Source organism: Spiroplasma mirum ATCC 29335, assembly GCF_000565195.1.
Taxonomy (GTDB): domain Bacteria; phylum Bacillota_I; class Bacilli_A; order Mycoplasmatales; family Mycoplasmataceae; genus Spiroplasma; species Spiroplasma mirum.
Map to the genome: position 1 here is coordinate 892,708 of NZ_CP006720.1, position 25,333 is coordinate 918,040.

30 protein-coding genes, 1 tRNA gene and 1 pseudogene are annotated in these 25,333 nt (G+C 30.2%); 5 read left to right on the forward strand and 27 right to left on the reverse strand.

What is annotated here, in order from left to right:
- Positions 1 to 363: 363 nt before the first annotated feature.
- Genes P344_RS06175 through P344_RS06825 form a run of 3 tightly spaced genes read right to left on the reverse strand, consistent with a single transcriptional unit; the run spans position 364 to position 1,011 of the window.
- On the reverse strand, positions 364 to 576 hold the full coding sequence (locus P344_RS06175; RefSeq protein WP_025317695.1) for a hypothetical protein: 213 nt from the start codon (positions 574 to 576) through the stop codon (positions 364 to 366).
- A gap of 30 nt (positions 577 to 606) precedes the next feature.
- Positions 607 to 834, reverse strand: coding sequence for a hypothetical protein (locus P344_RS06180; protein WP_025317696.1), 228 nt, complete (start codon positions 832 to 834; stop codon positions 607 to 609).
- A 9-nt stretch (positions 835 to 843) separates the two neighbouring features.
- Entirely contained in the window at positions 844 to 1,011 is a 168-nt protein-coding gene (locus tag P344_RS06825; RefSeq protein ID WP_156028576.1) for a hypothetical protein, read from the reverse strand.
- Positions 1,012 to 1,221: 210 nt separating this feature from the next.
- Between P344_RS06825 and P344_RS04560 the strand changes: the two genes are divergently transcribed.
- The 3 genes from P344_RS04560 to P344_RS04570 all read left to right on the forward strand — a co-directional run bounded on the left by P344_RS04560 (position 1,222) and on the right by P344_RS04570 (position 2,457).
- Entirely contained in the window at positions 1,222 to 1,974 is a 753-nt protein-coding gene (locus P344_RS04560; protein WP_025317697.1) for a DeoR/GlpR family DNA-binding transcription regulator, read from the forward strand.
- A gap of 112 nt (positions 1,975 to 2,086) precedes the next feature.
- Entirely contained in the window at positions 2,087 to 2,284 is a 198-nt protein-coding gene (gene rpmB / locus P344_RS04565) for a 50S ribosomal protein L28 (protein ID WP_025317698.1), read from the forward strand.
- A gap of 88 nt (positions 2,285 to 2,372) precedes the next feature.
- A tRNA-Leu gene (locus P344_RS04570) sits at positions 2,373 to 2,457 on the forward strand.
- 68 nt (positions 2,458 to 2,525) lie between these two features.
- Here the strand turns inward: P344_RS04570 and P344_RS04575 are convergent.
- From P344_RS04575 to P344_RS06830, 8 genes are all read right to left on the reverse strand, one after another.
- Complete coding sequence (locus tag P344_RS04575) at positions 2,526 to 3,146, reverse strand: thiamine diphosphokinase (RefSeq protein WP_025317699.1); 621 nt, start codon at positions 3,144 to 3,146, stop codon at positions 2,526 to 2,528.
- Positions 3,146 to 3,817: a ribulose-phosphate 3-epimerase gene (gene rpe, locus P344_RS04580; RefSeq protein WP_025317700.1), complete on the reverse strand. Its 672-nt coding sequence runs from the start codon at positions 3,815 to 3,817 to the stop codon at positions 3,146 to 3,148. The genes P344_RS04575 and rpe overlap by 1 nt, the downstream gene beginning before the upstream one ends.
- Positions 3,818 to 3,821: 4 nt before the next feature.
- Complete coding sequence (gene rsgA / locus P344_RS04585) at positions 3,822 to 4,703, reverse strand: ribosome small subunit-dependent GTPase A (protein ID WP_025317701.1); 882 nt, start codon at positions 4,701 to 4,703, stop codon at positions 3,822 to 3,824.
- A gap of 5 nt (positions 4,704 to 4,708) precedes the next feature.
- Positions 4,709 to 5,719, reverse strand: a complete 1,011-nt coding sequence (locus P344_RS04590; protein WP_025317702.1) for a protein kinase domain-containing protein — start codon at positions 5,717 to 5,719, stop codon at positions 4,709 to 4,711.
- 522 nt (positions 5,720 to 6,241) lie between these two features.
- Positions 6,242 to 7,000 carry a PP2C family protein-serine/threonine phosphatase gene (locus tag P344_RS04595; protein ID WP_025317703.1) on the reverse strand — a complete coding sequence of 253 codons (759 nt, stop codon included), beginning with the start codon at positions 6,998 to 7,000 and terminating at the stop codon, positions 6,242 to 6,244.
- Between the two features lie 5 nt (positions 7,001 to 7,005).
- Positions 7,006 to 8,043 carry a dual-specificity RNA methyltransferase RlmN gene (gene rlmN, locus P344_RS04600; RefSeq protein WP_025317704.1) on the reverse strand — a complete coding sequence of 346 codons (1,038 nt, stop codon included), beginning with the start codon at positions 8,041 to 8,043 and terminating at the stop codon, positions 7,006 to 7,008.
- 147 nt (positions 8,044 to 8,190) lie between these two features.
- On the reverse strand, positions 8,191 to 10,290 hold the full coding sequence (locus P344_RS04605) for a PTS transporter subunit EIIC (protein ID WP_025317705.1): 2,100 nt from the start codon (positions 10,288 to 10,290) through the stop codon (positions 8,191 to 8,193).
- 48 nt (positions 10,291 to 10,338) lie between these two features.
- Complete coding sequence (locus P344_RS06830) at positions 10,339 to 10,569, reverse strand: hypothetical protein (protein WP_148552328.1); 231 nt, start codon at positions 10,567 to 10,569, stop codon at positions 10,339 to 10,341.
- A 426-nt stretch (positions 10,570 to 10,995) separates the two neighbouring features.
- Between P344_RS06830 and P344_RS04610 the strand changes: the two genes are divergently transcribed.
- Positions 10,996 to 11,841, forward strand: coding sequence for a MurR/RpiR family transcriptional regulator (locus tag P344_RS04610; RefSeq protein ID WP_025317706.1), 846 nt, complete (start codon positions 10,996 to 10,998; stop codon positions 11,839 to 11,841).
- A gap of 148 nt (positions 11,842 to 11,989) precedes the next feature.
- Here the strand turns inward: P344_RS04610 and P344_RS07620 are convergent, their stop codons facing one another.
- The 11 genes and pseudogenes from P344_RS07620 to P344_RS06190 form a co-directional block, all read right to left on the reverse strand.
- Entirely contained in the window at positions 11,990 to 12,160 is a 171-nt protein-coding gene (locus tag P344_RS07620; RefSeq protein WP_236681371.1) for a hypothetical protein, read from the reverse strand.
- Position 12,161: 1 nt separating this feature from the next.
- Complete coding sequence (locus tag P344_RS07625) at positions 12,162 to 12,467, reverse strand: ATP-binding cassette domain-containing protein (protein ID WP_236681372.1); 306 nt, start codon at positions 12,465 to 12,467, stop codon at positions 12,162 to 12,164.
- Positions 12,468 to 12,535: 68 nt separating this feature from the next.
- The gene (locus P344_RS07630; protein WP_236681373.1) at positions 12,536 to 12,733 is read right to left on the reverse strand and encodes a hypothetical protein; all 198 of its coding nucleotides are present in this window, start codon (positions 12,731 to 12,733) and stop codon (positions 12,536 to 12,538) included.
- Positions 12,734 to 12,885: 152 nt separating this feature from the next.
- Positions 12,886 to 14,740 (reverse strand): annotated as a pseudogene (infB, locus tag P344_RS04620) (translation initiation factor IF-2).
- Between the two features lie 21 nt (positions 14,741 to 14,761).
- Entirely contained in the window at positions 14,762 to 15,061 is a 300-nt protein-coding gene (locus P344_RS04625) for a L7Ae/L30e/S12e/Gadd45 family ribosomal protein (protein WP_025317707.1), read from the reverse strand.
- Positions 15,062 to 15,337, reverse strand: a complete 276-nt coding sequence (rnpM, locus tag P344_RS04630; protein ID WP_025317708.1) for an RNase P modulator RnpM — start codon at positions 15,335 to 15,337, stop codon at positions 15,062 to 15,064.
- Positions 15,338 to 15,360: 23 nt separating this feature from the next.
- On the reverse strand, positions 15,361 to 16,788 hold the full coding sequence (nusA, locus tag P344_RS04635; protein ID WP_025317709.1) for a transcription termination factor NusA: 1,428 nt from the start codon (positions 16,786 to 16,788) through the stop codon (positions 15,361 to 15,363).
- 69 nt (positions 16,789 to 16,857) lie between these two features.
- Positions 16,858 to 17,010, reverse strand: a complete 153-nt coding sequence (locus tag P344_RS07640; RefSeq protein ID WP_236681374.1) for an LSm family protein — start codon at positions 17,008 to 17,010, stop codon at positions 16,858 to 16,860.
- Positions 17,011 to 17,068: 58 nt separating this feature from the next.
- Positions 17,069 to 17,230, reverse strand: a complete 162-nt coding sequence (locus tag P344_RS07645; RefSeq protein WP_330216938.1) for a hypothetical protein — start codon at positions 17,228 to 17,230, stop codon at positions 17,069 to 17,071.
- 325 nt (positions 17,231 to 17,555) lie between these two features.
- Positions 17,556 to 17,786: a hypothetical protein gene (locus tag P344_RS07115; protein WP_025317710.1), complete on the reverse strand. Its 231-nt coding sequence runs from the start codon at positions 17,784 to 17,786 to the stop codon at positions 17,556 to 17,558.
- Positions 17,741 to 18,274 (reverse strand): methyltransferase domain-containing protein, encoded by a 534-nt coding sequence (locus P344_RS06190; protein ID WP_051413795.1) that lies wholly within the window; start codon positions 18,272 to 18,274, stop codon positions 17,741 to 17,743. Before P344_RS06190 ends, P344_RS07115 begins: the two co-directional genes overlap by 46 nt.
- 316 nt (positions 18,275 to 18,590) lie before the next feature.
- On the opposite strand from P344_RS06190, the gene P344_RS06195 reads away from it, so the two are divergent.
- On the forward strand, positions 18,591 to 19,067 hold the full coding sequence (locus P344_RS06195) for a protein-tyrosine phosphatase family protein (protein ID WP_081717405.1): 477 nt from the start codon (positions 18,591 to 18,593) through the stop codon (positions 19,065 to 19,067).
- A gap of 19 nt (positions 19,068 to 19,086) precedes the next feature.
- On the opposite strand, the gene P344_RS04655 is transcribed toward P344_RS06195, so the two are convergent.
- The 5 genes from P344_RS04655 to pstB form a co-directional block, all read right to left on the reverse strand.
- Positions 19,087 to 20,031, reverse strand: coding sequence for a 3'-5' exoribonuclease YhaM family protein (locus tag P344_RS04655; RefSeq protein ID WP_025317712.1), 945 nt, complete (start codon positions 20,029 to 20,031; stop codon positions 19,087 to 19,089).
- Positions 20,032 to 20,088: 57 nt separating this feature from the next.
- Positions 20,089 to 21,918, reverse strand: a complete 1,830-nt coding sequence (locus tag P344_RS04660; protein WP_025317713.1) for a 2-oxo acid dehydrogenase subunit E2 — start codon at positions 21,916 to 21,918, stop codon at positions 20,089 to 20,091.
- Between the two features lie 117 nt (positions 21,919 to 22,035).
- Complete coding sequence (locus tag P344_RS04665; RefSeq protein WP_236681375.1) at positions 22,036 to 23,742, reverse strand: phospho-sugar mutase; 1,707 nt, start codon at positions 23,740 to 23,742, stop codon at positions 22,036 to 22,038.
- A 104-nt stretch (positions 23,743 to 23,846) separates the two neighbouring features.
- On the reverse strand, positions 23,847 to 24,506 hold the full coding sequence (gene phoU / locus P344_RS04670) for a phosphate signaling complex protein PhoU (protein WP_025317715.1): 660 nt from the start codon (positions 24,504 to 24,506) through the stop codon (positions 23,847 to 23,849).
- Positions 24,507 to 24,521: 15 nt separating this feature from the next.
- Positions 24,522 to 25,331: a phosphate ABC transporter ATP-binding protein PstB gene (pstB, locus tag P344_RS04675; protein ID WP_025317716.1), complete on the reverse strand. Its 810-nt coding sequence runs from the start codon at positions 25,329 to 25,331 to the stop codon at positions 24,522 to 24,524.
- Positions 25,332 to 25,333: the final 2 nt, after the last annotated feature.

The following is a 25,333-nucleotide window of genomic DNA, read 5'->3' on the forward strand; positions in this document are numbered from 1 at the left end:
TTCTAATGTACTATCATTTGTTAACTAATAATGACAATATTCAGCAGCATTCTTATCATTTAAATGATCAATCACCACAATTGTTTTGGCAACCTGGTCATGAGCAATCTCTTTTAATAAATCTAAATCATATTGGCGAGTATAAGCAGTTTGACTTAGAAAAAAACAATTAAACTCTTGTTATTAACCGCTGATTTAGGGCCATGGCGAAAACCAAGACTTGAATTAAAAAAGGTTGTTTGTTACTTCCTCGGTTGATAACTCCAATACTTTTAAATGGGCTTCTTGGGCATATCCTTTTAAAATATTTGACCCTAAAAAGATAATTCGGTGGTGTTCTTCATGAGCAATTTTTTTAATTGTTTAATAATCATTATTAATAATATTATCCACAATATTAATGATGTTATTAATTTCTTGCTCAAGTTGGTCGCTATTATCCTCACTAGTTAATGCTACTAAACAATATAATAACATCGAAGTGAAGCTGGAAGTCATCGCAAATGTTTTATCATTTGTCGCATCGGGCAATAATAGCACCAAAGCTTTGTGATCATCATGATTTTTAACTGCCAATTGGCCTTCTTTGTTACATATAATAATAATTTAAACTAAATCATTAATTAATTGTTTAGCATATTTAACGATTGCTTGGGATTCTGGTGAATTTCCAGATCGCACAAATGAAATTAATACTGTTGGTTGGTCTTTTTGAAAATATAACCCCGGGTTGGAAACAATATCGGTGGTTGAAATGCTAACTGCATCAAGACCCTGCGTTTTTAAATATTCAAATAAAACATTCCCAACAAATTCACTTGTTCCAACCCCCACTAAAATATACTACTTATATGTTTTATTTTGCAATTGTGCACGAAAAGTTTTAATTTGGGCAGCTAAACCATGGTATAACTTTAAAACTTCTCGTCACATTTTGGGTTGTTGAACAATTTTATTAATAGTAAATTCTGCTTTTAAATTATCAATTTCATCCCTTGTAAAATCTAACATAATATTTTCTCCTTATAAGTAATAAATATTATATATCAAAATATATATTTTTGTATATTTTTTTATAATTTATAATAATTTATATTAAAATTATAAGGTAATAAATTATGAATAATATTACCTATTAATAATTTATAAAATATCAAGATTAGCAATCAATCTTAATTTGATATATTATATAATGACATTAGAAGAAAAAAAGGAATTACAATGTTTAAAGTCGAGCGTCAAAAATTATTATTAAATTTTTTACAAACAAAAGAGATGTTTAATATGAATGAAATTATGGAATTTGTAAAACCTTACCATATTAAATATGTTTTATTGCGACGAGATTTACAAGAATTGGCAGCTAAGAATTATATTACGTTATCATATGGAGTTGTGAAATGAAACAATCAAATTAACGTTGAAGATACTTCCCGCTTGGAAAAATTAAATATTAATTATGAAGCAAAGAAAATAATTGCTAAAACTGCCCAACAATTAATTAATGATAAAGATGTTATTTTTGTCGGCGCGGGGACCACTTGTGAAGAGTTTATCCGCCAAATTACTAAATATGTTAAAATTATTACTAATTCTAAATTTGTTTACGAAGAAGCTCTTAAAAATAAGCAAATCGCCGATGCCGTTTTATTAGGTGGTCGTTTGCGTAAACGATCAGATGCTTTTATTGGTACTTTTACTGAAAAAGCTTTAGAAATTGAAACTTTTTATAAAGCTTTTATTTCGGTAACAAATGTTGATATGGAGGGAAAATTATATAATAATAACGAAACCGAAGCTAGTTTAGAAACAAAAGTATTAGATATGGCTAGTATCTCTTATATTATTTCCGATAGTAGTAAATTTAATTCGATTGGTTTTTTTGATTTTTATCATGCAAAAAACATTGATTATTTTGTTTGTGAAAAACTCCCCGAGATTAATCCGGAATTTAAAAGTAAATTTATTATTTAAATTTAACAAAAGAAATGAGGCGAAACCAGCTAAATCACTTAAAAGTTCCTAAAATATACTTGCTTTTATTTTCATTTTTGTTTATTATTTTATAGTATGAAGAGGTGATAAAATGTCAAGAAAATGTGATATCTCAGGAACAAGATCATTATCAGGGAATAAAAGATCACACGCAATGAATGCTTCTCGTCGTAAATGAAATGTAAACTTACAAAAAGTAAGAATTGTTGTTTATGGAGAATTAAAAACATTACGTGTCTCAGCAAGAACTTTAAAAACATTAAAACGTAAAGGGCAAATTTCACAATAATTATAATTCTCTTAATTAAATTAAGAGTTTTTTTGTGTTAATTATTTTTTTTTATCTTAAAAATAAGGTAAAATAACTATGGTAACTTGCCCATGTGGCGGAATTGGCAGACGCAGTAGACTCAAAATCTACCGAAGAAATTCGTATCGGTTCGACCCCGATCATGGGTACCATTAAAAATTTAATTTGTTAACAAAAAAGGTTATTTATTAAGATAATAAATAACCTTTTTACTCTTCTATTATTTAGTATAAATAACAATTACTGTTCCTGATAACACCTCAATTTCACCTGGTTGGTCATAAATAAATTCATTACTAATCACATTTGCGGATAAGGTTGTTAGTTCAAAGTCTTGGACATTATATTTCATTTTGGTAATGTTTACTTTCGCGGGAGTTAAACTAATTAGAGATAAGTAGCGATACCCCGGTAGGGGTGTAACCACATTTACTTGATGAGGTTTTAATAGATAACAATAATTATCATCATTTAACCATTTAACATTATATTGAACAATAAAACCAAACGATGCTAATTGCATATCAACCCGGGGCCCCTGGGTAATTAAGATAATTTCAGTTGGATGTAAAGCTAACGCCTCACTAATTGCTAATTCAGCATCAATTTCATTCTTAATAGCTGAAACTTTTACTAATTTATTAGTATTTTTTATAACTGTTTGATATTCTGCAGGGGATAATGAATCAAAATCTCCACAGGCTAAATCAATTGTTAAGTTATGATTTAAGAGAGCCAAACAACCCCGTTCAACCCCAATATGATAATAATCAGCATATTGGGTTAAATCAAGATTAGTTTGCGAACAAATAATTAGAACTTTAACTTGCTGGTCGTTCATTATTTTAGAAGTCCTTTTAATCTTTCTTGTAGATCAGAATGACCAAATAAATAACTACCCGCTACCAGCACATCAACCCCATAATCTTTACAAATTTTTGCGGTTTGCTCATTTATTCCTCCGTCAACTTCAATTAAAGTTGGTAAGTGGTGAACGTCAAGATAATCTCGCAATTCTTTAATTTTATAAGCACTATCCGCCATAAATGATTGACCACCAAATCCTGGTTCAACAGTCATTACCAAGACAACATCAAGAGCAGGTAAATATTTTAAAATTTCAGAGGTGGGAGTAGCTGGTTTAATTGCTAATCCCAATTTAATTGGATATTTATTTTTTAAACTTAAAAATTTGGTTAATTGGTCAGAAGTTAATGCTTCATAATGTAATGTTATGGAATTAGCTTTTGCTTTTATGAATGGCAATAAATATTCTTCAACAGATGAATTTTTAATTTTAACCATTAAATGACAATCAATAAATAAATCACTGTAACTAGTAATATCACTTAAGATTTTGGGACCAAATGTTAAATTGGGCACAAAATCACCATCCATTACATCAAAATGGATTCATTTTCCCCCAGCAGTGGCAATCGCTGTTAAATCACTTTTTAAATCTAGATAATTAGCACTCAAAACACTTGGTGCAATAATATATTCTTTTGGCATTATTTTAACCTCTTTCTAATTCCCCTAAAATTTTTAAATAATCTTGGTAAAAAAACTTTGGAATGTGGTGGCTTTTAACTAATTCTTTAATTTTACAACCAGGTTCTTGGTCATGTAAACAACCTCGAAATTTACATTCACTACTATACTTAGCAAAGTTTTGATATGAAATTGATAAATCTTTTTTGGTAAAACCTTTAATATCAAAAGAAGAAAATCCCGAACTATCAGCAATCATTCCACCTAACACTTCGTATAATTCAGTTTTGGTAGTGGTGTGTTTACCTCGACCCAAGGCTTTCGAAATTGATTGGGTCTTTATTACATCCTCATTAAATAAACTATTTAATGTTGACGATTTACCACTTCCGGTTTGACCAGTAAAAACAGAAATTTTATTGATAAGTAACTTTTCAAAATTAGTTCATGAGGCTGGGTCAAGAACTTTATTACTAATAAAACAAGTTTGATAACCTAATTTGGCATACCAATTCAGATAAGATTCATAAATGGGATCAGCTGGTGACACCAAATCTTTTTTTGTAAAAATAATAATTGGAGTTAAATCCTTATATTCAATTAAGGCTAAATATTTATCTAATAAATAAGAATTAAAATCAGGTTCTTTAATTGCACAAATAATAATTACCTGGTCAATATTGGCAATTTTTGGCCGATATAATTCATTTTTACGAGAAATAATTTCAATAATAATCCCCTTTTGATTTGGTTGGACTTCAATTTTAACCTTATCACCAACAATTGGGACTAACTTTTGGTGGCGAAAAATCCCCTTGAATTTACACTCATAAATTACACTATCATTTTTAACCTTTACATAACAAAATTCACTAATTAATTTAACAATAATACCTTGTTTTTGCATTTTAATTATAAAAGAAATGATAGTAATAACCCAATAATTAGTAATAATAAACCAAAAATCGCAAAAGTAATAATTAGATTGGTATTTAAAACTTTTGGAATAGCTAGATAACGGTCGCGAACTTTAACCCGCTTTCCTTTAATTTCAATGACATTCCGAAAATGTAATGGTTTATCTGCTTGATGGGTTGGGGTAAGAATCGCTGTTAAATCTTGATTAAACTGCTCAACTGTTTGGTAGCGTTCATTAGGATCTTTGGCAATTGCTTTTAAAATAACATTTTGTAAGCTTTGGGGCAGATGCGGATCAATTAATCGTGGTGGTAAGGGCAGTTCTTTAACATGTTTAACTGCTACTAAAGTCGGACTTTTTCCCACAAACGGAGCCATTCCAATCGTTAGTTCATATAGCATAATTCCTAGCGCATAAATATCACTTTTTTTGGTAGCTGGTTTGGACTGAACAATTTCCGGCGCCATATATTTTGAGGTTCCAATAATTTTATTATTTTCTAAATCTTCACTATTATTGTCTAAGATGGCAACTCCAAAATCAGCAACTTTAATCTTCCCATCATAAGAAATTAAGATATTTTCTGGTTTAATATCACGATGAATAATATCATTGCGGTGGGCTTCAATAATTGCTAAATTGATATCCTGAAAAAAATAAATTAGTTCATGTAAAGTACAAGGCCCTAAGGTTAATAAGCGGTTTTTTAAAGTGTAACCCTTAACTAGTTCTAAAACAATACACTGGCGATCATAAACTTCAAATGTTCCATAAACCTTCACAACATTATTATGTGAAAATTGGGCAATTGAATTATATTCTTTGTTAAAGCGGTAAACAGCTTCTTTATTTTTAGACAAACTAACCGACATTATTTTAATTGCCACGTTGCGTTTTAAAATATTATCATAAGCTTCAAAAACTTCGGCCATTCCCCCATCCGCAATCTTGCCAATAATTTCATAACGATTATGTAAAATTGTTCCACTTGTAATTTGTTCCATTACCTCACCCTTTAAATTATTAATTTAAACTCATAAATATCATAACATATAATAAAAATAAGAAAAATAAAGTTTTAATTAACAACTAATTAAAACTTTATTTTTATTTAGCATAATCAATTTTAACAAGATTAAATACTAACGAATTTAAAAACATGGTTAGGTTACTTACTCCCATTGTAATCGCACAAATTTGTTGATATTACTGCGGGAATTACTCCTAAATCTACTGTTCCCAAAATACTTAATAGAATTTTCATAAAATATCCTCTCGTTTCTACTTCCCACCGAAAAACCCTTAACACAATAAAATAAATATAAATATTCCCATATAATTAATAGTTTTTAAATATGATTAAAAACTATCCAATTTGATTTTACACTAAATAAATAAAAAAATTAAAAATTTTTAAAAACTTTTTCCATTTTAAAATATAAAATTAACTTAAATTAATTTAAAATAGTAAATAAAAAATAAAACTTAATTAAAATTATTCCTATAAAATCTAATTTAAAATAAAACTAACTAATTTCAAAAATCAACCCTGTTAAATTATCAGTTGAAAGGTTTTCTAAGGCACGATCAATTAAAATTTTAACTTTATCATTTAGTTTATTATTAGAAGTTAATGCATCAATAAAATCATATTTATCAACATAGTCATGAATACCATCTGTTGTTAAAATATAAGTCCCCATAACATCTTCAATAACATATGTATCAATTTTTAAAGTTTTAGTTGGTCCTAAGGCACTTGTTAAAACTTTTCAAAAAGTATTGGTATTATATTGTTTTTTATATTGACCTTGAAATTCTAATTCTTGCTTATCTTTTAATTCGGTAGAATTCCACATATTTTGATCGGCTGTAATTTGATAAATTTTATTATGATGTAATTTGTATAAACGTGAATCACCAACATTAACAACATAGACCTTTTGGTTGGCAATTAATGCTGCTACTAAAGTAGTTCCCATATCACTAGTATCTGGATTAATTTTAGCATAGTTAACCATCTCTTCTTGAATACTAATAACAGTTTTTCGTAACCACTGGTTAACTTCTTCATCATTTCATCCGGAAAAATTAAAATTTTGAAAGTGACTAACTAAGCTATTAACAACGAGTTGACTGGCAACTTCGCCATGCAAGTGACCACCCATCCCATCACAAACGACCGCTAAATAATTATTATAATTATTTGTGGTAAACTCAAAATAATCCTGGTTGTTGCTTCGGTAAGAACCGACATCTGTTTTATAACCAAATCTAATATTCATAATAATTACCGTCTTATAATCCCTTCTTTTTTAGCTCGTAACTGTCCACAGGCGGCATCAATGTCATGACCAAATTCCCGACGAACAATACAATTAATTTTATGTTTTTGTAAAGTATCAAAAAATTCATTAATATGAGTACTACGTTCATAAGCATTTTCTTCAACTTTATTATAAGGAATTAAATTAATATAAGCGTTCATTCCCTTTATTAAATTAGCTAATTCTTTAGCATTTTCAACACTATCATTAACATCATTTATTAAAATATATTCAAAAGTAACCCGGCGGTTAGTTTTTGCTAAATAATATTTAACGGCCTCCATTAATTTGGTAATCGGAAAGGCCTTATTAATTGGCATTAATTGATTACGGATTTCATCATTAGGTGCATGTAACGAAATTGCTAAATTAAATTGGGTTTGTAAATTGGCAAATGCCATAATTTTTGGAACTAACCCACAAGTAGAAATTGTAATGTGACGGGCCCCAATTTGATAACCTTTTGGTTCATTCACAATATTGACAAAATTAATAACATTTTCAAAATTATCAAAGGGTTCTCCGATCCCCATTACTACTAAGTGACTTACCCGTTCATGAGAAGTTTGCAAATAATTATTAACCATCACAACCTGGGTCACAATTTCAGCGATGGTTAAATTACGAGTTTTTTTCAATAAACCCGAAGCACAAAAACCACACCCCATATTACATCCGACTTGGGTTGTGACACAAACCGAATTTCCATAACTTTGGCGCATTAAAACCGTTTCGATTTTAAAACCATCAGGTAATTTAAATAAAAATTTAATCGTTCCGTCTTTTGAAACTTGTTGAGTTACAATTTCAAAAAAGTTAATTTGATAAATTGTTTTTAATTTATCCCGGTCACTTTTTGAAATATTCGTCATTTCGTCAAAAGAATAAATATTTTTACCATATATTCAATCATACAACTGACGGGCCAAATATTTTTTAAAACCCTTTTGGACTAAATCATCTTGTAACTGCTGCTCTGTAAAACTAAAAATTGATTCCATCAATGCCACTCCAATTATCTTTCTTTTATTTTATCATATTTTAATCTATTATTTAATGCTAAGGTTAAGCCAATAGTTTTTCAGTCCTTTTATTTTAACAAAAAAATATTCATTCTTTCTTGACAGAATGAATATTTGTTGGATTTATTATTTAGGTTGTGGTTTTTGTTCGCGCATTTCTTTTAATAATTCTTGCATATATGGTTTAATAACTTCTTGTTCGCCCCCATATACACATTGAACTGAAGTTCCACGAATTAAAACTCCCGCACAACCACCTAATGCTTTGATTCCTTCGGGATCAACTTTTGTATTATCAACAACTGTTAATCGTAAACGCGAAGCACATGAATCAACACCGGTGATATTAGCTTCTCCCCCTAAAAATTCAATAATTTTACGAGCTTTTTCCCGTTTAGCATCATCACCTTTACCGGCCGCTGCTAACACAACTTGGGCATCTTTGTCTTTCCCTGTTTGTTTTGCTTTAAAGTCCGCTTTAGTATATAACTTATCAGCTGCTCCTTCGCGACCTGGCAAGGCAATTTTTCCATATTTAATTGCAAAGTAGAAGGAAAAGAAGTAAACCGGGATAAAGATGGCTCCCACTCATAATATATGGTAGAAGTTAGTTCCTTTTCCACTAATAAATGGAATAATTCCAAAGACAATAAAGTCAATGAATCCTCCTGACACGGTCATTGAGGTGTGGGCATGTAATAATCCCATTAGCATAAATGAGATTGCACATAATGGCATATGGACACCATAGAATAACCATGGTGCAACAAATAAGAAGGTAAATTCAATTGGTTCAGTAATTCCGGTTAAGAAACACGTAAAGGCGGCTGAGAAATAAATCCCCATCACTTTTTTCCGGTTTTCTTTCGGAACGGCAAACCACATTGCTGTTGCTGCTGCTGGTAATCCAAACATCATGAATGGAAATTTACCAGTTTGGAAACGACCAAGGTTTAATCCTAAATCTTGAATTTGGGTAAAGGTTACCCAGGGATCAGCAATAATTTTATACATAATTGTTTGATCTCCAACTGCCGCGATGGTATTTGGATTTAAATGTGATACCCAGGCGGCAACTAAAACTTGGGCTTGATCATTTGTAATGGTACTCATATCAAATTTAGGAAGTTGAACCCCCCCCACTGTTAACCCATTGATTTGGGCTAAGAAATCTTTATAATCCAATGGTTTATTCATAACATTATTAATTAAATCTGGCATTGAACCACCAGCTTGGGTTCATCATAATGGTGAATAGAACACATGGTGTAGCCCAAAAGGTACTAATGAACGTTCAAAAATCTCAAAAATTAATGAGTCTAACCCCACTGGTAATTTCCCAGAGTTGTTACCAAATCAAGCTAAGGCTGTCCCAATTAACGGCCAGATAAACATAAAAATAAAGGCCAACGGAATAACAGCCATGAAAGTAATAATTGGAACTAATTTTGATCCACTAAAGAAACTTAAAGCGGAAGGTAATTGGGTTTTGTGGAAATGATTATATGCTCAGGCAGCAACCGCCCCCACAAAAATTCCTCCAAATACCCCAGTGTTTAGTGAATTAATCCCTAAATTAGCGGTTGTTAATTTATTTTGAACCGCTCAGGTTGAACCATAATAGAATAATAATCCGTATGAATCAACTTGGGTACTACTTGCATGAATAACTAAATGATCAGCATTTTTAACTAATTGACCATAAGAATCACTGGTGCGCATTCAGTTTAATAATTGCGTGGGATCCATTAAGGATGGATTGCGCAAGGAATCGGTGTTAACAATTAATCCGGAGAAGATTACTTTACTATCAGTCCCAATTATATCAACAGTATATTGATAATGGGAATATTCATTGTGCAAGAAAGCAAATTGAATTGCATTAAAGACTAAAAATCCAATCATCGCGGTTAAGGCGGCAACTCCAGCGTCTTCAGTATAAGCCATCGCTACTGAAATTGCAAATAAGACTGGTAAGTTACCAAAAGCGATGTTCCCCATTTGGTTTAAAAAGTTACCAAAATATCAGGCGGCACTATTGGCGTCAACTTTGGAAGTAATCGTTGCTCCAACACCAAGAAAAATCCCGGCAATTGGTAAGAGCGCAATTGGTAGTAAAAAGGCTTTACTTAATTTACTTAGGGTTCCCATTGTTCGTTGGTTTGATTGCTTTCATCAAGCGCGCGAGACAAATGGTTTTAACTTTGTTTGTTTGACTTCACTCATCGTCAAGTATTCCTTTCTGCTAATTAATACATATAAATAAATTAATTATTAAGTTATTCAAATAAACAGGGCTGATAAGGCAATAACAAAGAAAAACATGGCGGCAAATAATGAGATATTGCGCTTAAAATAACTCCATAAATTTAAATTCCGCTTGCTATAGTAATCTTCGGTTTTTGCTAGCCAGTGGCGAATGAAAAATCATAACCACAAGAAAAAAAAGCTAACTACTAATCCGACAATAAAAATTGATAAATAAGTAATATTTTGACTAGTCATCTTAATTTAATTGGATCCTATTTGCATTATTAATTTACCAAACCTATCTATTAAAATTTATTTCTAATTAATTTTATTTACACTAAAATATTTATAACCCCTAAACTTAAATAGTGCAAGGATAATTCCTAAAAATTTTTAAACTTTTCAGAAATATGAAAAAAGTTAGTAATTTTAAGAATTTTCCTGGACCGTAGAACAATAAGAAATTTTCTTGTTATTCTACTGATATTTTATTATAAAAAAAAATAAATTTTACCTTTTATTTTTAAAATTTTCAGAAATAAATTTTAAATAAAATAAAAAAATTATATAATTTCCAGAAATTATTCGGCATTTTCATTTGAAATTTTATAAAAGTTTAATGTAAAATTATTACAGGGATTCAGCAAATTATTTTCACAATAGAAGAGGGTATACAAGGTTATGTTAAAAGTACTTGAGTATGATAAAGCAAATTTGACTGATACAGAAATTTCAATTATTGAAAAAATCATTGAAGATCCAAAGTTTTTTACTAATAAAACAATTACCGAATTAGCCAAAAATTATTATGTTTCCGAGTCCACAATCACCAGAATGGCGAAACATTTAGGTTATAAAAATATTAAAAGACTCCAAATGCATGTTTATGAACGTTTAAATTTCTTATCAAAAAATTATTATATTAATGACACATTGGCCTTAGAAAACATTGTTAATAATATTCGGGTCTATTATTCTTATAGTATTCACGAAACAATTGACAACTTAGATTTACCAGTTTTAGATGGTTTGATTAATAATTTAGTTATTAAAAAAAGGATTTTTACATTTGGAATAGGGACTAGTTTCTTACCCTGTCGTGTCTTAAGTAATAATCTGAATATGATTGGTCATAATTGTTTTGCCACCGAAGATGTTCATAGTTTAATAGTTATGATGCAAAATATGGAACCAGAAGATTTATTAATTATCTTCAGTAAATCTGGTGTAACAAAAGAAATTGTTTCAATCATCAATTTAGCTAACAAGTTTAATATTGAGGTTGCGTTAATTACCAATAACAAAGAACTTAATAAATTATATCAAATAAAACATTTATTATTATTTGAATTACATTCCCAAGAAAACGAAGGGTTTCCGTCCTTATCCTTATCTGCTAAAGTTGTTCAAATTTTAATTGCCGATATTATTTTTTGTGCGTTAATTAAAATCAAACAACCTGATTTAGAAGATAAAATTATTCGGGCAAATAACTTAACAAAAAATTGAAATGATGAAAATTTTTAAGTAACGGGAAATTACAATTATTAATTATAAACAATTATCAATACAACAGATCAAATGTGATCTTATATTAATCATTAATTACTTATTAACTTGAACATCTTAGCCACATTATTATTAGCGTTTAAGATGTTCTTTTAATTTGGGCTGGTTAGTTTTTGCTATCAGCTGGCTCGTGGTTTTTATAATAATCAAACATTGCTTTGGTATAGTTAAAAACACTACCATACTCGCTAACAACGGCTTTTACACTCGTATCGGCTTTAAGTTTTCCGGCATTTAAATATAAAATCCGCTCACAAAAGTGTTTAATTTCTTCCATATTATGATATTATGGGATACCAATAACATCGCCCGATTATTGGCAATAATATTTTATTTATTTCTAAAAAAGTAAAAATAATTTTTTTAACTTCAATATCTAGCCCCGAGGAAATTTCATCTAAAATAACTAAATCCGGTTGGTGAATTACTGCTAACAAAATATTTAAGCGCTGTTGTTGACCACCCGATAAGCTATTAATATTTTTTTTCGCTAAATTAGTTAATTGATAAGTTACTAGTAAATTCAACACTTCATCCTTTTGGCATTTAATATTAAAAGTATCACAATAATAAATCATATCCATCACGGTAATTCCCATTGGGTATTTTAAATCTTAGAACTGAATACCAATTTGTAAACCCAGACTTTTAATTACTTCCCCACGCGTTGGGGGTTTGGGGGGTACTGATTCCCGCAATTAATTTCACTCAGAGTTGATTTTTCACTCCCATGAGCTCCAATAATTCCAATCCGCTCACCAGCATGGATCACAAAAGAAAAATCTTTAATGGCGGTTTTGGTTTGGTATTTCTTGGTTAAATTATGCACTTTGACAATTACTGCTAACATTAACTCTGAATTCTCCTTGTTTATTCCTTATAATAAGTATACCTATTTTTTAACTTCTTGAAAACTGAAAAGTTTAAAAAGGAAACTCTATGCAAAAATGGTAAAAAATAAATGGAGCAAAAGAAAAACCTAAGATTAATCTTAGGTATTAATTAGTTTTTAACAACTTTCTCTTCGTAAGCTTCTACAATATCGCCTTCTTTAAGATCATTATAGTTTTTGACAGTTAACCCACAATCACTGCCTTCTTTTGCTTCTTTAATATCATCTTTTAAGTGTTTTAGCGAAGACAATTCGCCTTGATAAACAACAACGCCATCTCTTAAAATACGAACTTTTGATTTTCGGGGGATAACCCCATCAATGACATGACATCCCGCAATTGTTCCAACTGCTGAGTGTTTAAATAATTGGCGAACTTCGGCTTGTCCGGTTACTACTTCTTCAATTACTGGGTCAAGCATTCCCTTCGCCGCCGCTTCAATATCTTCGATAACTTTATAAATCACATTGTATAAGCGAATTTCAACACCATCTTCATCTGCTTTTTTTTCGCACTTGGGCAGTTGGTCGCACATTGAAACCAATAATTAAGGCTTGACTGGCTAGCCCTAATGTCACATCACTATTGGAAATCCCCCCCACTGTTGCGCGAATAATGTTAACTTTAACCCCAGGAATTTTAATTTTTTGTAAACTTGCTTGTAAAGCTTCAACCGTCCCTTGGGTGTCAGCTTTTAAAATTAAATTAATCTGTTTTAACTGCCCATCTTTAATTTGATCAGATAACGCTTCTAACGAAAAGGCTTGCGATTTATGGCGTTTTTTAATAATATCATTAGTTTTTCGTTTTAAAGCAACTTCGCGGGCTAATTTTTCATCTCGAAAGACCATGAATTTATCACCGGCATTCGGAACTTCATTTAATCCGTGCATAATAACTGGAGTTGAAGGACCAGCTTGCTTAATTTTTTTTCCGGTTTCATCAGTTAAATCACGAACATAACCAAAAGTATAACCCGCTACCAACGCATCTTTTAATTTTAATGTTCCTGACTGAACTAATAAAGTGGCAACTGGACCAACCCCCTTATCTAAATGAGATTCAATCACGGTTCCAATCGCAAACCGGTTGGGATTGGTTTTCAATTCATTTAATTCCGCAATCAATAAAATTGTTTCTAATAATTCATCAATACCAAGGCGCGATTTGGCACTTCCTTTTACAAACGGTGTTTGGCCACCCCATTCTTCACTTGTTAAGTCTTCTTGGGCTAGTTGCATCATAACATTGTCAATATTAGCTTCGAGTTTATCCATTTTATTGACAAAAACAATAATTGGTACTTGGGCCGCTTTGGCATGGTCAATCGCTTCTTTAGTTTGGGGCATCACCCCATCATCAGCCGCCACGACTAATACAACAATGTCGGTTACTGCACTTCCGCGCGCACGCATTTGGGTAAAGGCCTCATGACCAGGAGTATCAACAAAAGTAATTTTTTGATTTGACTTTGTTAAAATTTGATAAGCCCCAATATGTTGAGTAATTCCCCCATATTCACCACCAACAATATTTGAATTACGGATTGTATCTAATAAGGTCGTTTTCCCATGGTCAACATGACCCATAATTGTGACAATTGGGGGACGTTGTTCTAAAGTGTCAGGGTTATCATCAACCTCAAAATTTTCTAATAAATTTTCATGCGTAACTGAACGCTCTTTTTTAAAATCTAATCCAAATTCTAAACTTAACTCTCCCAATTGCTCTTCAGTTAAAATAGTGTTTTGGTTTAACATAATTCCTTTCATAAAGAAATATTTAATCACTTCGCTGACTGGTTTATTGAGTTTATTAGCAAATTCCGCAATTGAAATTGCTTCTGAATAAACAAAAACCCCTTTTTCAACATGTGCTTCCACTGTTTTTAATTGTGATTGAATTCGATTTCTTTGGTTTTTAGCCAATGTTTTTTTCATTGGTTTATTTTTCCGATTTTCCATACAGCATCCTTCTTTTCTTTCTTAATTAGTCAATAACTCAATAATTCTTGTTGCTAATTGTTGATCAGATATCCCAATTGCTTTACAATTTTGTTTTCCAATGGCGGTTGATAATGTTTCAGTATCTAAACGGTTAAAATACGGAATGTGATAATAATAACATTTCTGATTAAACATTTTTTCTTGACTAGCTCCTATTTGCACTGTGGTGATGACAAGAAAAACTTTTTGGGCTTTAATGGCGTTAATTAACAATTGACCAGTTATTATTTTGCGGGCTCGTTGGCTTAGCCCAAGTAAGCTATAAATTTGGCTTTCCACTTAATCTCATCCTTCAACAATTTCTTTTTTTAGTTCTTCATAAAACTCATCGGATAGTTTCATATGCAAAGCTCGTTCCAGAGCGCGATTTTTTTTGGCTTGTTCTCAAATAGCTAATGTTGGGCGAAGATATGCTCCTCTTCCATTTAATTTTCCCGTGGAGTCAATTAAAACTTCATCATTCGTTGTTTTGACAACCCGAATTAGTTCTTTTTTTGGATACATTTGGTTAGAAACAACACACTTACGAAGCGAAATTTTCTTTTTAGTTTGCATTTTATTTACCTCATTTTACTTAACTATTTATCTGCGTAATAATCATCATATTCATCATAATTAATTTCTTCATCATCTTTATAATGATTATTTTCCTCAAAGAAAGATAAAGTATCTTCTATTGTGGCAATTTCTTTTTGTAATTTTTGTTGAATATCAACATCATTTTCTTCAACTAAACTTTCCACATGGTAATTTTCTTCGTTATCTAAATAACCATTGTTATCTTCAACTAAGTGTTCCTCAATAATTTCAAAAGTTTCAACTTCTGGTAATTCTCGGGGCGCGACGCTTTGTTTTTCTTCAAATTTAGTTTGTTTTTCTTTAACCTTATCTTTTAACTTAATTTTTAAATCCGCTAATTCTTCTTCATTAATATTCCCATTTCATAAAATATTAGTTTTATTAGTCAATGCTTCCGAATAGTTAATAATATTTAATTTTCATTTTGTTAATTTAGCAACTAATTTAGCAGCGCTTCCACCCTTACCAATTGCTAATGATAATTGTTCATCGGGAACCACAACATCTGCTTCCTTATTTTTATCATTAGTTACAATTGAAATTACTTTAACTGGTGATAACGAGTTAATAATAAATTCTTTATTATTTAGACTATAAATACAAATATCAATTTTTTCATCATTTAATTCTTCAATTACCTTATTAATTCGACTCCCTTTTGTCCCAACACAAGCCCCAATCGGATCAATGTTTTCATTGTGACTAAAAACAGCAATCTTACTACGACGACCAGGGTCACGGGCAATGGCTTTAATTTCAATAACTTTTTCAAAGATTTCTGGGACTTCCCGTTCCATCAATTTTGCTAAGAAATCATTGTTTGTTCGGGAAGCAGTAATTTGGCCAGCATTTTTTGATTTATTAACATCTTCGGCTAAAAACAAAATTTGATTACCAACATCATAATGGTCAGAAAAAATTAAATTTTTATGAGGCATATAAGCAAATGTTCGGCCAACTTCAATTAATAAATAACGTTCTTCAGCGGTAATCACAACCCCGCTCATTAAGTTTCCCTTTTCATTAATATATTCATCAAAAATTGAGTCTTTTTCAGCTTCTTTAATTTGTTGTTTAATAATTTGCCCAACTTGAATAATTGCTAACCGTGAGAATTCTTCGGAATTAATTGGTTCGTAAATAGTATCACCAATTGTAACATTTTCACCATATTCTTTTTTTGCTTCATTAAGACCAATTTCTAATAAATCATCTTTAACTTTTTTAACAACTTTTAATTCTTTTTGAACAGTAATTTGTCCGGTTTGGTTATCAATATTAACAATAATTGTTGCTTCGGGGTCAAAATGCTTTTCATAAGCTTTTTTAATCCCTTCTTTAATTGACTCTAAAATTATTGTTCGGTTAATTTGTTTCTCTTTTACAATTTCATCAATTGTACTTAGTAACTTTGCTCCATTAATCATGGTTATAAAATTTCCTTTCTTAAAATTTAACTGCACATCTAGCAAAATTTATATTTTGATAATTTGTTTTTAATTGTTTTTTAACACCTTTAACAAAATATTGTAAGGTGATAATTGGGTGTTATTATCAACTGCTTGTAAAGTTCCGGTGATTTCAGTTAAACCATTTACTGGTTGTTTTAGTTCCAGATAAAGGTACTTACTGATTAAGCTAATGGGCAAGTTCGGAAAAATTCCGTAGTGGTTTTTTAGCTTCCGGTGTTGAGATTTTCAATAAGTATTATTCTGATATTAAATCAAGCTCATCAATTAATGGATTAATTACTTCACTAATTTCAACTAAATAATCTAAATCAATTATTTTCGCATCTTTTGACTCAATTAAAATTTGTAAAACATTACTATTAAATTCTTTTAAATATTCAATATCAAATAATTCTAATTCTTATTCTTCTAAATAAGATTTTAATTTTTCAATAATTGTCAATTTAATTTGTTCTCAATTTTTCATTAACACCCAACCTCATTTATAAATATATAATTTGATTCGCATTAAAGAAAGAGCACTATCGTGCTCTTTCCTTCAACGCATTCAATTACACTTAAATAATAATACAAAAAATTATAAATTACAAGCAAAAGAAGTAAAAAGTTTACTAATAATTGATAAAATTTAAATTTTTCTTTTAATAAAAAGGAATCCTTTTGCCACTAATAATTTCTTTAGCAATTTCATTAACTTTATCAAATTTTTATATTTAATTTAGTTATCTTTTTCTCGCAGCAATTAATAGCATCATTGGTCTTCGCAATTCATCTTCTATCCCTAAAACTGTTGCTAATAGTTTACTATCCGGTTTTGGTTCAACAAGATGGGTAATTTCAAAACCATGGTTAATCAATTCATTAATATATGTTGTTAATGTTCGATAATATTTAAAAACTTTTTCACCTAAAAAATTCGTTTCACGAACACCTTCACTAAAATAATTGTCCACTGGCCAGTGCAAAATTTGCCCTTGGTTATTATAAAATCAATTTTCTGAACCCTCCGCCGTAAAGAATGGGTGTTCAACAAAAAAATAAACTCCCCATTTTTTGTTAAGTAATTATTAACCTTTGCACAAATATCAGAAAATGAATTTAAATAATAATGAAAAGTTAGTAAACTTAACACAACATCAAAAGATTCCTGAGGAAATTCAATATCTTCAATTGATAATACCAAATTATTAGATTCAGTGTTGATTGTTTGATAAAGGTGTTTTCAATAAATAATGTCAACAAAAATTTGACCAATGATAGCCCCTAGAATTTGGGCAAGTAAGAGCGCAGGAACTAAAAATCACCCGTGTAAATTGAACCATGTTTTTTGAATAATAAAAGACAATGTGATGGTTGGATTTAAGTGTGCAACCCCATGCAGTGCAGTTGAAATCATAGCTCCCAGGATCACCCCACATCTTCATCCAGCAACAATTGCCATATAGCCACCTCCGTTACCTTTGATATTTTTTAAAACCATGTTAGCAACAGCAGCATTGCAAATCACAATTAAAATAGCGGTGCCAAATAATTCAAGAGCAAAATGCGTAAAAAATAATTAAACATCATTCATAGCTATTCCCTTCCCAATTAGTCTTGTCTACCCATAATTGTACTATAAAGTATCAATAAAAAACCACTAAAAAATAGTTACTTTATTAAAATTTTTAAAATAATTATTAAATGCGAATAAAATATTTAAAAAGAAAAATTGAATTTTTTTAAAAATAAGTAATAATATAAGTGGGTGAAAAACTATGTATCGAAAAATTACTAAAAATCTTTATTTAGGAGATTATATGTCAAGAAATAGTGATTCATTGATTGATATTAACGCTGCTGAAGAATTAGATCAAAGCAGTGACCTTAGCCAACAAAAACTATTTATGAATCCTATTAAAACTGAAGAAAATGTCCAATATTTTAGTTTCCCATTTCCGGATTTTATCTTTACTGATCAAAAAATAAATATCCAACAAATTAAGGAGATTTTAAAACTCCTTGATTATTACATTAACCTTAAAGATGAAAATGTTTATTTACACTGTGTTCAGGGAATTAATCGAAGTGCTAGTGTTGCTTTTATGTTTTGTGTCATTAATAATATTGTTGATAATAATAACTTTGAAACAGCATTTACGGCGTTCAAAACAATTTATCCTGAAATTGAGCCAACACCTGGATGAGAATTATTTCTAAAAAAACGTTTTCCATATAAAAATTTGGTAAGTTAATGATTAACTTACCAAATTTTTATTTTTTATTAAAATGTTTAATAAACCAACGGTTTTCCACTGATAATAACCGTGGGGTCTGACCATTTAACTCAACTTTTTCTAGTTCTTTATCAATCCGATAAATTCGGGCATCTAAATTATCTAAAAATGATAAAATCTCAGCTTCTAAAATATGGGGTTCAACTGGTGAACCATATTCTAACCGACCATGGCTAGCTAAAATCATATGCTCTAACAAAATAATATTATCATTATATAAATTATGTTCTTTGGCAATTGTATGTAACTCATTAGCCATAATTGAAATATGTCCTAATAACTTACCTTCTAATGAAAAGTCACTACTTGTTCCGGTTGTAATTTCAACTACTTTTCCTAAATCATGTAGAATAATTCCACAATATAATAAATCTAAATCAATTAAGCGATCATGGTAAACATTCCCAACAGCTTTTGCCATTTGTAACATTGTTAAACTATGTCATAGTAGTCCCGACTGAATTTCATGGTGATTACGAATAGCGGCTGGTCAAATTTTAAAATGTTCTCCATATTTTTGTAAAATTAACCGCATAATGTTTTGATAATCGCTGTTGGTTAAATTATTTATTGTCTCTAAAATTCCATGGTACATAAGTTCCTTATCAAGTGGGGCAATAGGAATGAAATCTTCTAAGTTAACTGTTTCATTATCAACAACATCATAACTATTAATTTTTGCTTGTAAAACCTTACGGTATTCAATCACATTAATATTTACTTTATAAAAATTCCCTTTAACTCAAGTTTCCAAATCATGAGGTTTGGCGTCTCATAATCGAGCTTCAATTGTTCCAGTTTTATCTTTTAGTAAAATTGTCAAATAAGTATTACCATTACTTGCCACAGCTTGCGAGACCTTATCCGCAATGGCAATTAAAGTAATATTATTAGCTTCTGTTGTTAAGTCTTTTATATTCATATTTAAGTTGGTCCTTTCTAAAAAGAAAAAGTGGTGAAACATTATCACCCTTTTATTTTATAATAATAAACCTGGATTTGATAATAAATAAGCAACATAATGAATAAATTTGCTTGCCTCGGTAATATTAATCACTGATTCATCATAACCTAAAGTAATCATCATAATATCACGGATTGCAATGTCATTCTTTTCAACAACTACTGGTTTTTTAAAGATAATTCCCATTCCAATGCTGGCAATTTGACTTTCGGGAATGGTAACTGTCCCGCGGGTAATTCCATATTCACCAAAGTTTACAATTGAAAAGGTTGAATCTTGGTATTCATTCCCACGACTGTTTTCATTAACTGTTCGATCAATTAAATCAGATAATTTAATGGCAATTTCTTTTACCGATTCATCAGTAATATTATGCAAAATCGGCATTTTCATAGTGTTAATATTATCAACGCTAACCGCAATGTTATAAAATCATTTAAACACCACCGCATTAGTTTCACGATCATAGCGGGCATTAAATAATGGGAACTTTTTTAAACCATCATGAACAGCTTTCACATAAAATGGCATTAAAGTTAAATTAATGTTTTGCTGTAAATATGGCTCACGCATAATTGCTAATAAATTAACAAGTTCACTAACATCAACTTCCACATCAATAAAACCATGTGCAATGTTGCGTTTACTGTTCATAATTTGTTGTTGTTTATTAATTGATTCATCTGTTAATTTTACGACATTAATTTGGGAGTTTTCCTCTTCACCATTAGGTGGAGTTGGTAACTCATCTGCCGCATTTTCAGTAACATCTGCTAAAATTTCATTAGCATGTTGAGAATCTTCATTTTCATTTAAGTTAGCAATTGATGTTGTGTTATCATTATTGTCTTGGTTAATTTCAGTGTTGTCTAAAACTTCGGAATGATTGGTTGGGAATAAATCATCTGCCAACTCTTGTGGCTCAAAATTAATACTCGGGTCTTCAACATCTAATTCTTCATCAAAATAGATCGTTTGGTCAACATGAAGATTTTCAGCTGGGGAAGTATCACCAATAATTTCTTGTTCATTACTTTCCTTATTTAATTCATTTTGAATGTCTTCATAAACACAATGAATAGTTGTATCAGAAATTTGGTCATTCAACAGATGTTTTTTTTCCACAGATGGTTCTGGCGCTAGGTTAGCAATATTATTAATAATTTCTTGTTGGCTAGCTTTATTATTAAGTTCATTTTCAACATTTAATAAACTATTTTTAACGTTATCTAAATTAAACTCAAACGCTTCTAATTCCGCCGCAAACTCTTCGTTATTAATAATATCAGTCAACAATTCAGAAGTTAAATCTTGACTTGGCACTGGGGGTTCGGAATTTTCGAATGTCATTTTTGTCATTTCATTTTGGTTTAAATTTTCATTACCTAACTCAATTGTTGTGTCCCCTTCATCCGTACTCTTATCACTAGCAACTTCTCGCGATAATAACGTTTCAATTAACTCTTCACGAAATAGTTCCGTTTCGGATTTTTTATTATCATTTTGTTGATATGGGTTACGTTCATTATTATAACGATTATTGACACTAGGTTGGTTATAAACTCCATAAGTTCCTTGGGTAGTTGATGATTCATTATTTAGCACATGGGGACTATCCGCATCTTGAATTTCTAATAAAACATCGCCACTATTAATGACCTTATTTTCATACACTAAAATATTCTTAATAATTCCGGCCATTGGTGCTTTAATTTCATAAATCTTATTTTGCGTAACCACACTTGTTAATTTATCATTTGCTTTCACTTCTTGATCATTATTAACAAAAAGTTTATCAATAATCCCTTTACGATTATCATCTGCTTCAAATATAATTTTTACCATCTTGAAAAAATCCTTCCTACTATACGCATCAATCATAACATATTTTACATTTGATTTAAACTAACCTAAAAATATTAAATAAGAATTTTATTTTAAATAAAATTCTTATTTTTAAACCTAACTTAAATAATTAGCTTCTAGATCTTTAAACATGGCTTCCATTTTTGCTTTGGCATTTGGTGTTGAGTTATCAACACAAACAAAATAGAATTTAATTTTAGGTTCTGTTCCACTTGCTCGCACCGCAAACCAACTACCATCTTTAAAATAAAATTTTAATAAATCTTGGCCGGGCATATTGTATAAACCATTTAAATAGTCTTCTTTATTAACACATTTAATTTTATTTAATTGTTTAATTTCCTCATTACGTAATGTTTTTAACATATTTTTAATAATTTGTTTACCTTCAACGCCTTTTTTAACTAAGTTTACAGTGTAACAATAATAGTAACCGAATTTTTGGTAAATATCATTTAAAACATCATACAGACTTTTTCCTTGTTGGTGATAGTATCAGCAAGCCTCCACAATTACCATTGAGGATTGAATTCCATCTTTATCACGGGTAATATCTTTTAAAACATAACCATATGCTTCTTCAAACCCAAATAAGAATTTTAAATTGCGTTTGGGTTCTAAGCGCATTTGGGAACCAATTCATTTAAATCCGGTTAATGTTTTAATAACTTTAACCCCATAACTTTCCGCAACTTTATCAGATAAATTACCAGTAACAAAAGTATTATACATTACCCCATTTGGCGGTAAGGTATTATTTTTTTTGTAATGTGAAAATAAATACTCAATTAGTACTGGGGCAGTTTCATTTCCTGTCATTAAATAATAATCATTAGCAGCTGTTTTGACCGCAATTCCTAGCCGGTCAGCATCGGGGTCATTTAAAATGATAATATCCGCATCATGCTTTTTAGCATATTTAATTGCTAAATCATAACATTCTGGTAACTCCGGATTAGGATTAGGCGCATAAGTAAAATCAGGATCATTTGGATACTGTTCTTCAACAATAATGACTTCATATCCACATTCGCGTAAAATTTTTGGGGTCCAATCTTTACTTGTCCCGTGTAAGTTAGAAAAAACAATTTTAATGTTCCGAAATTGGTTTGGATAAAATTGCATTGCTTTCACATCATCAATATAATTTTGTTCAATTTGATGCGGAACATAAGTAATTAAATTGGGATCTGGATTTAATGCTAAATCAAAAACCTCATTTTTAATATTTAAATAGTATTCCCCAATCACATCCGTTGCAACAGGTAAAAATTGACAACCAAATTCATCATAAATTTTATAACCATTATATTCACGAGAATTATGACTAGCAGTAATAATAATCCCTGCTAAGGCATTAACCTTACGAATTGAATACGAAACCACGGGGGTTGGGCGTAATTCGTTTTTATCAAATAAAATTGCTTTAATATTATTAGTTGCTAAAATATTAGCAACTTCTTGGGCAAACTCAGTTGAAAAATGGCGATTGTCATGGCCAATTACCACTCCTTTTGTTTTTAAATCAGTTGGTGAATGCTGCGTTTGTAAAAATTGCATAAATGCTAAAGTAGCACGGCGAATTGTATAAAGGTTCATTCTACCAGTTCCGGCCCCAATAATTCCCCGCAATCCGGCGGTCCCAAATTCAAGGTCATTAGCAAAAACTTCTTGTAGTTCAGTTTCATTCATTTTTTCAAATTCTGCTTTTAATTTAGGATCTAAATTATGAGCATTTTTCCATAAGTTTAAATTATCTTGGTAAGACACCTCTTCCACTCCTTTATTTTTCGATAATAACACTCCTATTTTATACCATTCTCAAAATTGAGTAAATAATAAGTAATAAAATATTAAGAAATTGCCAAAATAAAAATGCTTTTTAAAAGCACTTGGAAATAATTATTTTAAACTGGTTTGTCAAAATCATAAGTACGTCCTTCAATAATATAAATTAAAGATTCCGCAATATTAATAACATGGTCACCAGCTCTTTCAATATATTTTAATTGTTGCATCGTTGAAGTAATTAATTTAATTTCATTTTTAGTTTTTGCTTCTCTAATTTTTTCAATTAATTCATCATTTTCAGAACGATAAATTTTGTCTAAATCAACATCATATTTCGGCATGTTATACGCTAATGAAATTTTTTCTTCTTCAAAAATTTTTGATATTTCAGTTAACATTTCAATTACTTTTTCAAGTAATTTTTGCAAATAACCAACTAGTTTATTAGATGGTTTGTATTTTAAATAATAGCGACAAATATTTTTTGCATAGTCAGCAATTCTTTCGACATCATGGACAATAGAAATAAAACCAACAGCACGGCGCAAATCACCTGCTACCATTTGTTGTTTAGCAATTTTTCAAAGGGAAACTTCAACAAAGGCTTCTTGCATTTTATTAATTGACTGGTCATTTTCAATTACTTGTTTGGCCATTTCTGGATCATCATTTTTTAGGCATTGAAACATATCATCATACTGATTGCGGGTCATTGAAATCATATCAATCACCATTTGTTTTGTTTGAGCCAAATCATTTTCAATTCTTACTCCCATAAAGACTACCTCCTTCTATTGAAATCTGCCAGTAATATAATTTTCAGTTCGTTTATCTTTTGGATACGAAAAGATAATTTTTGATTTATTATACTCTATTAATTCTCCTTTTAAGAAAAATGCCGTATAATCAGCAACCCGTGCTGCTTGTTGCATTTGGTGTGTAACTAAAATAATTGTGAAATCTTTTTTTAATTGTTGAATTAATTCTTCAATTTTTGAAGTTGAAATTGGATCAAGCGCACTTGTTGGTTCATCCATTAATAAAATTTTCGGTTTCATTGCAATTGCTCTTGCAATGCTTAACCGTTGTTGTTGCCCCCCTGATAAGGCTAACGCCGAATCTTTTAAATTATCTTTAACTTCATCTCACAACGCCGCTTTTTTTAAACTATCAACAACTAAACTATTTAAGATTTTTTTATCTTTAATTCCTTGACTGCGGGGACCATAAGCCACATTATCATAAATTGACATTGGAAAAGGAGCAGGTTTTTGAAACACCATCCCAATATCTGTTCTTAACTTAACAATATCTGTTTCCGGTCCATAAATATTTTTTCCATTTACTAAAATTTGACCTTTAAAAACAGTTTTTGGAATTAAATCATTCATCCGGTTAAACAAACGTAATAAAGTTGATTTACCACATCCCGATGGACCAATTAAAGCCGTTACCGCATGCTCTTTAATGTTCATCGAAATGTTGTATAATGCTTGTTTATTTGTTTTATAAAAGAAATCAACATTAACAACTTGGATTAAATCAGGATTACTGTCTGATGAATCAAAGGTTGGCTTATTAATAATAATATTTGGATCCATAA